Annotated in this window: 9 protein-coding genes and 1 tRNA gene; 6 read left to right on the top strand and 4 right to left on the bottom strand. The window is 30.5% G+C overall.

The annotated features are described in order from the left end of the window. Positions 1–18: 18 nt before the first annotated feature. The gene (locus G7A72_RS01630; protein WP_206531520.1) at positions 19–1,032 is read right to left on the bottom strand and encodes an AAA family ATPase; all 1,014 of its coding nucleotides are present in this window, start codon (positions 1,030–1,032) and stop codon (positions 19–21) included. Continuing rightward, on the bottom strand, positions 1,001–1,579 hold the full coding sequence (gene pnuC, locus G7A72_RS01625; protein ID WP_165151172.1) for a nicotinamide riboside transporter PnuC: 579 nt from the start codon (positions 1,577–1,579) through the stop codon (positions 1,001–1,003). Before pnuC ends, G7A72_RS01630 begins: the two co-directional genes overlap by 32 nt. 589 nt (positions 1,580–2,168) lie before the next feature. Here pnuC and G7A72_RS01620 point away from each other — a divergent pair. Further along, positions 2,169–3,305, top strand: a complete 1,137-nt coding sequence (locus G7A72_RS01620; protein WP_165151171.1) for an AraC family transcriptional regulator — start codon at positions 2,169–2,171, stop codon at positions 3,303–3,305. Between the two features lie 89 nt (positions 3,306–3,394). Next, positions 3,395–3,949 carry a porin family protein gene (locus G7A72_RS01615; RefSeq protein WP_165151170.1) on the top strand — a complete coding sequence of 185 codons (555 nt, stop codon included), beginning with the start codon at positions 3,395–3,397 and terminating at the stop codon, positions 3,947–3,949. 269 nt (positions 3,950–4,218) lie between these two features. On the opposite strand, the gene G7A72_RS01610 is transcribed toward G7A72_RS01615, so the two are convergent. Beyond that, positions 4,219–4,293, bottom strand: a tRNA-Val gene (locus G7A72_RS01610). Between the two features lie 211 nt (positions 4,294–4,504). Here G7A72_RS01610 and G7A72_RS01605 point away from each other — a divergent pair. Beyond that, positions 4,505–6,292, top strand: a complete 1,788-nt coding sequence (locus G7A72_RS01605; protein WP_165151169.1) for an ABC transporter ATP-binding protein — start codon at positions 4,505–4,507, stop codon at positions 6,290–6,292. 98 nt (positions 6,293–6,390) lie between these two features. Here the strand turns inward: G7A72_RS01605 and G7A72_RS01600 are convergent, their stop codons facing one another. Continuing rightward, complete coding sequence (locus G7A72_RS01600; RefSeq protein ID WP_113665821.1) at positions 6,391–7,560, bottom strand: proline dehydrogenase family protein; 1,170 nt, start codon at positions 7,558–7,560, stop codon at positions 6,391–6,393. Positions 7,561–7,951: 391 nt separating this feature from the next. On the opposite strand from G7A72_RS01600, the gene G7A72_RS01595 reads away from it, so the two are divergent. The 3 genes from G7A72_RS01595 (at position 7,952) to G7A72_RS01585 (ending at position 13,094) form a co-directional block, all read left to right on the top strand. Continuing rightward, positions 7,952–10,324 carry an O-antigen ligase family protein gene (locus G7A72_RS01595; RefSeq protein ID WP_165151168.1) on the top strand — a complete coding sequence of 791 codons (2,373 nt, stop codon included), beginning with the start codon at positions 7,952–7,954 and terminating at the stop codon, positions 10,322–10,324. A gap of 13 nt (positions 10,325–10,337) precedes the next feature. Beyond that, positions 10,338–11,405 (top strand): 3-dehydroquinate synthase, encoded by a 1,068-nt coding sequence (aroB, locus tag G7A72_RS01590; RefSeq protein WP_165151167.1) that lies wholly within the window; start codon positions 10,338–10,340, stop codon positions 11,403–11,405. A 288-nt stretch (positions 11,406–11,693) separates the two neighbouring features. Then, complete coding sequence (locus G7A72_RS01585) at positions 11,694–13,094, top strand: arginine decarboxylase (RefSeq protein WP_113665824.1); 1,401 nt, start codon at positions 11,694–11,696, stop codon at positions 13,092–13,094. Positions 13,095–13,155: the final 61 nt, after the last annotated feature.

Here is a 13,155-nt window from a genome sequence, read left to right as displayed (position 1 = left end):
TATTTTGTTCTAAGTTACTTAAAATTTACTATTTTCTCTAGCAGACAATACTTTTGACACTTGTTCAATTCTTTCATCAACGGTGCCTTTAAGCATATAATATTGAAGATTTCTAGTGTTTAAATCTTCAATAATTTTTTGTTGAAATATTTTTCTTTTTACATCACCAGATCTATCCCACGTATCGTCATAAGGAATGTCTGTATCACAAACAAAAATAATATCGTGCCTGCTTTCAGCAACTTTTGCTAAATTTTTCAACTCATCAAGGGCATTTCCATGGTAATCCAGTGAAAATAAATAGGTAGTAATGGCATTAGTATCAGAGAACAAAAATTGATTTGATTGTAACACCAAAGCATCTTCTCTTTCGCTGTGAATCTCAGCTATTTTTAATAAATCTTCTAAGGTCAGTCTTTTATTTACTTGATGATTTTCCCAATATTCTCTTCCATATTCAGGCATCCATTGTGTATCAAAATAGAGTGCTAATTTTTCTGCCAAAGTTGTTTTGCCAGTTGAAGGTGCACCAAGTAGCACCACTTTCGTAATCAAATCCATATAGACTTTAGGATCAATGAATTTTCTACTTTTAAAGTGATTTTTTCTAATTTCTGTAGCGGATATAGGAATGATATTTCGACTAACATCAACCTGTCGATTTATGGCATTCAAGGCCGTACTCATGTGCTCGCCATAAGGTTCACTCGAATAAAAATGTGAGATGTTGCGATTACCCAAAATTGTTGAGACATACTCTTCTTGAATTTTCATAATCTCAGCAGTATAACCACTATCATTAGGCGAATTTACACCTTCAATGACAGTGATTTTTGGATATATTTCACGTATCCAACCAGCTCTGGTTGCTAAAGGAATATTTATTATAGGATCATCGTAAATAAGCACTATCAATTCATCAACCTCATTAATAGCTGTTTCAATTAATAGCTGATGACCTTTATGAAAAGGGGCAAACTTACCCAATGTCAATCCAATTTTATGTTCGTCTCTCATACGCAAATTCTTCATTATATGCTTTTTTCCATTCCAAGTAACCAATTATAGCCATAATCAAAAAAAGCACATACAAAACTGTTGTAAAGTATAAACCTTTATAACAATATATGGTAATGCCAACCACATCGACTACTATCCAAAATAGCCATGAAGCTAATACTTTTTTTATCATCAAATATTGAGCAACTAAGCTTGCAACCATTATAAAAGCATCCGCATAAGGATAGGACGCATCGGTTTTTGATTGCATACTATAGCCTAAAAATAGGGACGCTACAACTGTTAAGCCAATCCAAAAAGTTGCGTTTGTCACCAATGTTACGCGTAAAGCACTTTGATTGGAACCACCATACTTCCAATTGTACCAGCCGTATACTTGCAGAAATATATAAATAAAATGCAAAATCATATCTGAATATAATTTTGCTGTATAGAAAACAAAGCAATATAGTATCACCTGAATTAAACCAAAATACCAACACCAGATATTTTGTTTGATAGTAAAATAAACGGCCAAAAAACCGAAAACTGCGCCAAATAGTTCTAAAGTTGTATCCATAATATATGGTGATAAAGATATAATAATGAATCAAACTTTTAATGGATAACAAATAACATTTGAATAATCAGCACCATTTTATTGATGAACTTATTTAAATCATTAATTTCAATTGAATGCGAAAATAAAAAAGTTGGAAAGAATTAAGGTCCATTTTATGAATATTCAACATCTTTCTAAATATGGGCCAAATGACATGAATTCCTGAAAATATTTTTTTATGGAAAAAAAAATAAAAAAACTTCTCAATTTCTTGAGAAATTTTGTCGAGTGTCAAGGACAGCAATCGAACACTTACTAGCTGTTTTGACATTTTTTGAAGCCTTATGGTAATCCCGTTAAACATTTAAAAGCTAATTAGAACAAAGTAATTTTTATAATTAGTCTTGTTTGTCTTTCCTCAGACTTATAAGAACCCTTCGGGGAGTAGGTCATTTTAGTTAATCATTTCTTAATCCCTTAAGAAAGTCATCTGTATTGATATAAATTCGTTCTGTGAATTCGTATGAAATAAGTTATGTTTTAAAAAAACAACTAATTTTCATCGTATCCCAAAACAAATCTAAAGAATAACTTTTATAATAAAAAATTGATTTATACAACACTTTTAAATATTGCCATTTTTCAAGGAATAGTCTTGGGCTTAGTTATTTTAAGGTCTTCTTTATTTAATAGTAATTCAAATAAATATCTGGCATACTTGCTATTTACACTTTCTATTCTTTTACTGAATTATGTTTTTGAATTAGAAGAAGTATATACTCTCTATCCTTTTCTACACTTTATTGACAATGTTGAGTGGGCATTACTATTGCCTGCATTTCTATTCCTATATATTGTAAATCGGATTGATGATACTGTAAAAAGCAAACAAAAAATTTATTTATGTTTTATTCCATTTGCTTATTCCGCTGTACTTAACATTACAAACGATCTTGATCGTGTTGCAGGAATTTATACCATTCCAGAACCAGGTATCGTTATAATACAAATGCTTAGTCTAATTCATCTTTTTTTTGTCTTTATATTCATCCCTTTCCTGCTGATTTACTCTTATTTTATGATAAGACATTTAAAGGATTCAGAAGAAAAAAAATGGGTAGTAACCTTATTAACCCTTTTTTCTTCATTGTTATTCTTTTGGCTTATTACCTGGTTAGTCGGCATATTTCTTCAATATGACATTTCTTCTACTATGAGAATCGTGGCTATATCTGCAACATTCATTATTCATTGGACAGCATATATAGGTATTTACAAGTACAAACTTGCAAATAACAAGGATGCCATCTATACTTTTCTAAATAAAGATTTAGCTATTTCGTGCAGTAATTCGCAAATTATAGAAAATAACAGCCCAGAAGAATATCGGGAATCTATCTCGGTAGATAATCATTATTTTCAGAAACTTGATCTTCTTTGCAAGGAAGATCATATCTATACCGATTGTACATTGAATAGAGAAAAAATTGCTGAAAAACTAGGTATAAGTGCCGGATATGTTTCACAAATCGTAAACACGGTAACAGGAGACAACTTTGCCAATTACATCAATCAACATCGAGTTGAAGCTGTCAAGGAAATGATATCAAATTCTGAATATGAAAAATATAATCTATTGACGATGGGATTAGAATCAGGTTTTACTTCAAAAACCACTTTTTATAAAGCTTTTAAAAAAGCTACTGGTCAAACACCAAATGAGTATCGGAATTCTAACAAATAAGTACCGATTTATACAATTTGAAGTTTTTGGCACCTTTTCTAGTTCTTCTTGTGTGAATTTTGCAATTCAATAATTAAAATTCAATTTTTATGAAAAAAATTTTATTACTAGCTGTTGTTACAGTTTTAGGATTTACAAATGTTAATGCTCAAGAAATTAAATTTGGAGCTAAAGGAGGTTTAAACTTTGCTTCGATCAGCGGGAATAATTCCACTGGTAGTGATATGGTAACATCATTTAATTTTGGTGTTTTATCAGAAATTTCAATTTCAGATAAATTTTCTTTTCAACCTGAATTAATGTATTCTGGTCAGGGATATAGTTTCAATGATAATACAATTGCCTTAAGTTATCTCAACATTCCTTTAATGGGAAAATATTATTTAACAAAAGGATTGAGTATTGAAGCTGGACCACAAATTGGGTATTTACTTTCGGCCAAAAATGAAAGCACAAACGTAAAAGATACGTTTAAGAAAGTTGACTTCGCTGCTAATTTAGGAATTGGTTACAAACTAGAAAACGGACTTAATTTTGGAGCAAGATATAATTTTGGATTATCAAACATTAATAATTTAGATAATTCTTCCAGTAAATATAAAAACAGAGTATTTCAATTATCTGTTGGTTATTTCTTTTTCTAAAACTTAATGATTTCAACACTTTTATACCCTTGGACTGCCATAAAAACAGCAGCTTTTTTTTCGCCAATTTGATTTTTACCGGTTTTGCCTACTATAATTTTTTTAATATGGTAGAGGTTAAAAATTAAAAATGTAAATAATTAAACATAAAATCCTTATTCAAAAAAGAATAAGGATTTTCATCCTTTATGCCATTTCGTTTGATTTGCAAAATTTTAATTTTTCGGTTTAAAGCAAAAAAAAACTTCTCAATTTCTTAAGAAGTTTTGTGGGCGATGAGGGGTTCGAACCCCCGACCCCCTCGGTGTAAACGAGGTGCTCTGAACCAGCTGAGCTAATCGCCCTAAACAATGCAGTTATTTTCATTTCCTTATTGCGAGTGCAAATATACAGCTAGAAATCGTATCTGCAAGCAAAATAGTAAAAAAAATTAATAAAATATTGACTCTATTTGCTTTCATGCTCTACTATAGCACTTTATATTAAGCATGAAACGCTGCTATTTTTTTGTATTGATTAGTTATAGTCATACATTTGCGATATAAACAACATATAATGGCCAGGTTCAAAGAAAACGATTTACCAAAATCAAAAATTACTGCAAGTTCACTCCAAAAAGCAACTGTAATATTTCAATATGCAGGAAATCACCGTTGGAAATTTTATGTAGGTTTAATTTTTTTATTATTTACAGGAGCCACTGCTCTTGCCTTTCCTAAATTAATGGGAATGCTTATCGATTGTGTAAAAAATAAAGACAACTCTCAGGCTAACATGATTGCGGGAGGTTTAATTATAATCTTATTTCTTCAATCGATTTTTTCGTTTTTTAGATTGTATTTATTTGTCAATTTCACTGAAAATACATTGGCTAATCTTAGAGTAGCACTTTACAGTAATTTAGTAAAACTGCCAATGTCTTTCTTTTCCCAAAAACGTGTTGGCGAATTAAATAGCCGAATCAGTTCTGATATAACCCAAATACAAGATACTTTAACATCGACCATAGCCGAATTTTTAAGACAATTTATTTTAATTATTGGTGGCGTTCTTTTATTGGCAAACGAAAGTATCAAATTAACGTTATTGATGTTATCCGTAGTTCCGCTTGTTGCAGTTGCTGCTGTTATTTTTGGGCGATTCATCAGGAAATATTCAAAAAACGTTCAGGATAAAGTTGCCGAAAGTCAGGTAGTTGTTGAAGAAACTATGCAAGGCATCAGTATTGTTAAGGCTTTTGCCAATGAATGGTACGAAATTGCCCGCTACAACGGAAAAATAAAGGAAGTCGTTAAGATTGCTATTAAAGGTGGAAAATACCGAGGTTACTTTGCTTCATTTATTATCTTCTGTCTTTTCGGAGCTATTGTAGTTGTAGTTTGGTTCGGTGTTCGATTGAGCATCAGCGGTGAAATGAGTGTGGGACAATTGATTTCTTTTGTTTTGTATTCTACATTTGTAGGTGCTTCTTTTGGAGGAATCGCTGAACTTTATGCCCAAATCCAAAAAGCAATTGGAGCAACGGAACGTGTTTTTGAATTATTAGATGAAACTCCTGAAAAAATTAATTCAGTTCGTGATCTTGCTACAATTGAAAAAATAAAAGGAAATGTCACTTTCAAGAATGTAGCGTTCAGTTACCATTCGAGAAAAGAAATTAAAGTATTGAAAGACGTCAGTTTTACGGCTAACTTTGGTCAAAAAATAGCGATCGTTGGTCCAAGTGGAACCGGAAAATCGACTATTGCTTCGCTTTTATTGCGTTTTTACAATATTGATGAAGGAGAAATATTAGTTGACGGAAAAAATATTTATGATTTTGATTTAGAAAGTCTGCGAGGAAATATGAGTATTGTACCGCAAGACGTGATATTATTTGGCGGAACCATAAGAGAAAATATTGCTTATGGAAAACCAAATGCCACCGAAGAAGAAATTCTTACTGCTTCAAAACAAGCCAATGCTTATAATTTTATTGAAAGTTTCCCTGAAAAATTTGAAACAATTGTGGGCGAAAGAGGAATTAAACTTTCTGGAGGACAACGACAACGTATTGCCATTGCCAGAGCTTTATTGAAAAACCCAAGTATTTTGATTTTGGATGAAGCTACATCATCATTAGACAGTGAAAGCGAAAAACTGGTTCAGGAAGCACTTGAAATTCTGATGCAAGGAAGAACCAGTATCATAATTGCACACCGTCTTTCAACAATTCGTAGTGCAGATCAAATTTTAGTTTTGGATAAAGGAAAAATTACAGAGCAAGGAACACATCAAGAATTAATAGCTTTAGAAAATGGTATCTATAAAAATTTAAGCAATTTACAATTCAGCAATTCTTAAATTTTATTTCTAATTTGACAAAAAAAACTCCATTCAGTACATACTGAATGGAGTTTTTTTATGAATTTAAATTTACCTGAATAACTAAAAACTGATGTCTACTTCCCTTTTCTTCGGTTGCGTTCTGCTTTTATCATCTCTAATTCACGACTCGTTTGTCCCGCTACCGAAGTATTTTCTTCAGCACGACGAATCAAATACGGCATCACATCTTTAACTGGACCAAAAGGCAAATATTTTGCTACATTATACCCATTAGCAGCTAGATTGTAGCTGATATTGTCGCTCATCCCGTACAACTGACCAAACCAGATTCTGTCATCGTTTGTTTTAATTCCTTTTTCCTGCATCAATTCCATTAAAGTATACGTACTTAACTCATTGTGGGTTCCTGCAAAAATAGACATCAAATCTAAATTATCAATCATATAGTGAACAGCGGCATCGTAATTTTCATCAGTAGCTTCTTTTGAAGCGCATATTGGTGATGGGTATCCTTTTTCTTCGGCACGAACAACTTCTTTTTCCATGTAAGCACCACGAACTAATTTCATTCCAATGAAGAATCCGTCTTTTTTGGCTTGTTCGTGTAATTTTTTCAAGTAATCCAAACGATCCCAACGATACATTTGCAACGTATTGAAAACAATAGCTTTTTCTTTGTTGTATTTGCGCATCATTTCAGTCACCAAATCATCTGCAGCGTCTTGCATCCAACTTTCTTCACCATCGATTAAAAGAGCAACATTTTTGGAATGAGCATCTTTACAAACCAAATCAAAACGGGCCACTACTCTATTCCATTCTGCTTGTTCTTCTGGAGTTAATGTTTGTTTTTCTCCTAATTTCTCATATAATTCAAAACGACCAAAACCGGTTGGTTTAAAAACAGCAAAAGGTATAGCCAAACGTTCTTTTGCAAATTCGATGGTTTTTAACGTCATTTCAAGAGCCGCATCAAACTGATCTTCCTCTTCTTTTCCTTCCACAGAATAATCCAAAACAGATGAAACGCCTTTTGTATACATTTTATCCACAACCGAAAGACAGTCCACTTCATTTACACCTCCACAAAAATGGTCAAAAACAGTAGCGCGAATCAAACCTTCTACAGGAAGATTGGCTTTTAAAGCAAAATTTGTAACCGCAGTTCCGATGCGGACTAGAGGCTGATTAGCAATCATTTTGAAAAGAAAATAAGCTCTATCCAATTCGGTATCACTTTTTAATGAAAATGCAACTTGCGTATTATTGAATATTTTTTTCATTATTTGTTAATTTTTTATGCAAATATAATTAGAGTTTTGAATATTATTTTAAAAAACTATTATTAAAAAAAGAAAAACGCATTTTAAAAAAAGTCAAAAACTAATTCTCTCACTAAAATAACACTAATTCAATATTTAACCAATTTTTGATTTTTATCAACTTCAAAGCAATAAATATGATAAATAATTCTAAACAATTTACTATTCAATTACAATCGATTAAATTCTTTTTTTTGATTACTTGGCAACAATATGGTAATAAACCTTTTAAAATTTAGCAAATACACAACATCAAAGGATTATTATTAAATTTCTGTATTTTGAAAAAACTATCTTTAAATAAAATAAATAATCTATAGATTTGCTTTGAAGAAATAACAAATTAAAAAATATGAAAAAACAAATTAATGCAAGTATTCCTCTGAACTCAGAAGTAGCATCTCAAAATAATGTCTATTATGATTTTATGTCATTGTTGTTTTTAGCTTGCTATTTGTTAATGGATTTTTTACCGGATTTTAAGAGTATCGAAATTATTGGAACACAATACTTTTACATTTCAATATTAAATTTGATTATCGCTCTTTTTATATTTAAAAATCCTACTTTTATAAATCAAAGTTTATATACAATTTTACAGAAAAGTCATCTTCTTAAAATTTACATTTTATTTATTCTTTTAAGCGGAATTTCATTCTTTTCGACTAAAAATTTATCCTTAACTATAGTCAGCTTTATCGAAATATTGGTAGTTTTTATCATGTTTCTAAACGTATTAGCTATTGTATCTAATAGATTACATTTAATTTACAGAATTTCCATACTTGTCGGTATTAGTGTAGTACTTCAAACTGTACTACAACTTAGTGATATCCTAAAAGAAGCGGGGTCTGTCATCAATGCACTATCAAAACTAAAGGGTAATACCGGAAATATAAATATCTTCGCAGCTAGTTTAAATATAAAAATTCCTTTTCTTTTAATTGGAGCTATCCATTTTTCAAATTGGAAAAAATGGTTTCTAATTTTTTCATTATTTTTAGCAACATTTACGATTTTTTTGATAAGTGCAAGGGCTGCATATTTGGCTTTGTTTTTTGAGCTATTACTATTTATCATCTTTTATTTAAAACTATACTCCTTAAAAAAAATTACAGTTCTCAATGTAGTTTACTTGCTAATCCCAATGCTATTGAGTTTAATTTTCGCAAATATTGTTTTTAAAGTTAATAATGGTACTGGTCGATATGAGTCTGTTGGTAGTCGAGTTGTTCAAATAGCCAGTACGAATGAAGCGTCAGTAAGTGCCAGATTTACATATTGGAATAATGCGCTAATTCTAATAAATAAATCGCCTTTTACTGGAATTGGTTTGGGTAATTGGAAGATTGAAAGTATTCCTTATGAGAAGACATCAATTGATGACGGCTTCATCTCTTCACATACTCACAATGATTTTTTGGAAATAGCAGCTGAGACCGGTGTTTTTAATGGATTAGTTTATTTGTCATTATTTATAATTGCATTTTTTATAAACATGAAGGCGATTTTAAGTAAAAGTGATCCAAATAATAAGATTATAGCACTTTTAGCCGTATTAATTTTAACGGGATACTTTATAGATGCCTTTTTTAATTTCCCTTTGTACAGACCTACAATGCAATTTGGTTTTGTTTTGTTTTTAGTTTTTACAATAGTGAATACTTTAAAAACGGATGAAGTCAATACTGTGAGAATAACACGTCAATTTTCAATCGGAATTATCATATTAAGTTTGATTACCGTTTATATTACTTTTTTAACTTTAAAAGCATACCGTTTAGAATACGCAATTAAATACGATAAAAACCCGGTCCAAACATCAGAGGATATATTAAAAAATTTACCTCAATTACCGAATGTAGGAATTTATTCAGAACCCTTTTATGAGCATTTAGCAATAGCCTATTTTAGAGAAGAAAAGTATGAAAATGCAAAAAAATACTTTTATTTATCAAATAAAATAAATCCTTATATAGGTGTATCAAATTGGTATTTGCATAAAATTGAAAAAATAAATGGAAATTTTGACACCGCTTACGAATATATAAAAACAGCTTTTTATTCCAGACCGCGAACAACTAATTTTTATTTAGATGCCCTCAAAATGGCCTCATTAAAAAAAGATACCTCAGAAATATTCAAAATTCATGAATTATTTACTAAATATAGAAGTATGCCCAGTAATTGGAAGAATACCGCTTCTGCTTTATCAATATCTAAATACGATACAAATAAAATAATTACTTTTGTTAACCAAGGTTTAAAAATTTATCCTACCGATACTACTCTTTTAAATAGAAAAACAAGATTAATAAAACGTAAAGAATCTACTAACGCAAATAATACATTTATTAATGGACTACCCGCAGAATCTACCGCTAAAATAAATTATATGGTTGAAGCAAAAAAAATGGGTGATGCACAGCAATTTGAGAAAGCAATTGTATTATATAATAAAGCATTTAAGGAAAATCCTGAAAAAGTAGTAATTTTGCAGGATATTGCGGTTTGTTATTATCAACTCGATAAACCTGAAATTGCAATCAATTATTTAGAAAGAATATTAAATAATCCACGTTTAAATGATGGTAAAACAGAATACTTGTTATCTGGATGCTATTTCAAAATAAAGGATAAAACAAATGGATGCAATTATTTAAATATTGCTTTTAACAAAAAATACCCTAACACAGAACAACTACTAAATCAATTCTGCAAATAACTACAAAACTAAGATGCAATCAATTCAAGCCAACAGTTACCCAATACATTTCAACGAAAAAGGATACGAAGCATTAAACCTTCATTTAAAAGAAAATAAATACTCCAACCTATTTATAATTGTAGACAGCAATACTAATGAGTTTTGCTTACCTAATTTCCTACCATATCTGGAAACAGAACTTACTATTGAAATTATAGAATTTGATGCCGGTGAAGAAAATAAAAATATTGAGACTTGCGTCCAAATTTGGAATGTACTCACGGAACTTGGTGCTGACAGAAAAAGCCTTGTGATTAATCTTGGTGGAGGTGTTGTTACTGATTTAGGTGGTTTTGTAGCTTCAACATTCAAGCGTGGAGTTGATTTTATTCATATTCCTACTACGCTACTATCAATGGTTGATGCTTCTGTTGGAGGGAAAAACGGGGTCGATTTAGGGAATTTAAAAAACCAAATTGGTGTTATAAATGTTCCAATAATGGTTCTTATTGACACCCAATATCTTGAAACGGTGCCTCAAAATGAAATGCGTTCCGGTCTTGCCGAAATGTTAAAACACGGTTTGATATATGATAAGAAATATTGGGTGCAATTTTTAGATTTAAAATCTATAGATTTTGCTGATTTTGATTCGTTAATTTACCGTTCTGTTGAAATAAAAAATGAAATTGTAATTCAAGATCCTACCGAAAAAAATATTCGAAAAGCATTGAATTTTGGTCACACCTTAGGACATGCCATTGAAAGCTACTTTCTAGAAAATGAAAATAAAACTACTCTGTTGCACGGAGAAGCCATTGCTGTTGGGATGGTCTTGGAAAGTTTTATTTCATTGGATAAAAAACTAATCAATAAAGCAGAATATTCTGAGATAAAATCCTGTATTAAGGCTGTATATGACGACATCCTTTTTGAAGAAAATGATATTGAACCAATCTTGGAATTACTGATTCACGACAAAAAAAATGAGTATGGTAACATTCAGTTTGCATTAATTGAAGGTATCGGAAAAATAAAAATCAATCAATCAGTTGAAAATGAATTAATTCTTAGGGCTTTTGAGGATTATAAATCTTAATTATTTTTTATAAAAAGCATTGCATTGCGTATATAATATTTTTTACATTTGCACCAATGAAAAAAAGTCAAAACAAGCGAAATTATAGTTCTAATAAAACTCGAAACAATATGTCTTTTCTAAGGATATTGAAGCGGTTTTATTCTATTAAAGGAAACTTTAGTTTTGATGTTTTCCAATACTTAAAAGCAGACCACGAGAAGCTTCAAATCGTATATGCAAATATTCGGGTTTGAATTATAGGTTACTTTATTTTTACAATATTCTAATCTATAATTATGACATCTAATGAATACAAAATATTCTGATTTAATCAATCAAACCTACTATTTTCCGCAAGAAGAATTTACATTAAACAAAGATAATCTTCAATTTCACAATATCGATTTGATGAAATTGGTGGAACAATACGGGACACCATTAAAATTCACTTATTTGCCTCAAATTTCCAACAACATTAACAAAGCCAAAAGTTGGTTTCGTAAATCGATGGAAAAAAATAAATATGAGGCAAAATATTATTACTGTTATTGCACTAAAAGTTCTCATTTTGAATATATTATGAACGAAGCGTTCAAAAATAACATTCATATTGAAACTTCTTCTGCTTTTGATATTAACATCGTAGAAAACCTTTTGGCAAATGGTAAAATTAACAAAAGTACCTATGTAATTTGTAATGGTTTCAAAAGAGATCAATACATCGATAATATTGCACGATTGATTAATAATGGTCATAAAAACACCATTCCAATCATTGATAATTTTGAAGAACTTGATTTACTTCAGGGACAAATAAAAAGTAAATTCAAAATTGGAATTCGTATTGCGGCTGAAGAGGAACCGAAATTTGAGTTTTACACTTCCAGACTAGGAATTGGTTACAAAAATATTGTTCCATTTTATAAGAGAGAAATTAAGGAAAATAAAAAATTGGAACTGAAAATGTTGCACTTTTTTATCAATACAGGAATTAACGACAATGCTTATTACTGGAATGAATTAGTAAAATGTATTAAGGTTTATGTAGCATTAAAAAAAGAATGTCCTTCCCTTGACGGATTAAATATTGGTGGTGGTTTTCCAATAAAGAACTCATTGGCATTTGAATACGATTATCAATACATGATTGATGAAATCATCAATCAGATCAAAATAGCTTGCGACGAAGCTGAAGTTGATGTTCCTAATATTTTTACTGAATTTGGCTCCTATACTGTAGGCGAAAGTGGTGGAGCGATTTATCAGATTTTGTATCAAAAACAACAAAATGACAGAGAAAAATGGAATATGATTGATTCCTCTTTCATTACTACTTTACCAGATACTTGGGCAATCAACAAACGTTTTATCATGCTGGCAGTCAATCGCTGGAATGATACCTACGAGCGGGTTTTATTAGGCGGAATGACGTGCGACAGCGATGATTATTACAATTCAGAGCAAAATATGAATGCTATTTATTTGCCAAAATACAACAAAGAAAAACCATTATATATTGGATTTTTTAATACAGGAGCTTACCAAGAAACCATTGGAGGTTATGGTGGTTTACATCACTGCTTGATTCCGCAACCTAAACATATTTTAATAGACAGAGACGAAAATGGTATTTTGGCCACTGAGGTTTTTTCAGAGCAACAAACCTCTGAAGACGTTTTAAAAATATTGGGTTACGACAAAAAATAAATTACCAACGATTCAATTATTCAATATAAAAATTCGTTAAATTTGAGATTATAATTTTAAC

It is taken from the genome of Flavobacterium sp. Sr18, assembly GCF_011064265.1.
GTDB classification, from domain to species: domain Bacteria; phylum Bacteroidota; class Bacteroidia; order Flavobacteriales; family Flavobacteriaceae; genus Flavobacterium; species Flavobacterium petrolei.
Note: the sequence above shows the minus strand (reverse complement) of the source record. Positions and strands in the feature narration are given on the sequence as shown.

Excerpts from the sequence above, each read along its gene's own strand:
- G7A72_RS01630 (WP_206531520.1), bottom strand. The coding sequence starts at position 1,032 with ATGAAGAATTTGCGTATGAGAGACGAACATAAAATTGGATTGACATTG.
- pnuC (WP_165151172.1), bottom strand. The coding sequence starts at position 1,579 with ATGGATACAACTTTAGAACTATTTGGCGCAGTTTTCGGTTTTTTGGCC.
- G7A72_RS01615 (WP_165151170.1), top strand. The coding sequence starts at position 3,395 with ATGAAAAAAATTTTATTACTAGCTGTTGTTACAGTTTTAGGATTTACA.
- G7A72_RS01605 (WP_165151169.1), top strand. The coding sequence starts at position 4,505 with ATGGCCAGGTTCAAAGAAAACGATTTACCAAAATCAAAAATTACTGCA.
- G7A72_RS01600 (WP_113665821.1), bottom strand. The coding sequence starts at position 7,560 with ATGAAAAAAATATTCAATAATACGCAAGTTGCATTTTCATTAAAAAGT.
- G7A72_RS01595 (WP_165151168.1), top strand. The coding sequence starts at position 7,952 with ATGAAAAAACAAATTAATGCAAGTATTCCTCTGAACTCAGAAGTAGCA.
- aroB (WP_165151167.1), top strand. The coding sequence starts at position 10,338 with ATGCAATCAATTCAAGCCAACAGTTACCCAATACATTTCAACGAAAAA.
- G7A72_RS01585 (WP_113665824.1), top strand. The coding sequence starts at position 11,694 with ATGAATACAAAATATTCTGATTTAATCAATCAAACCTACTATTTTCCG.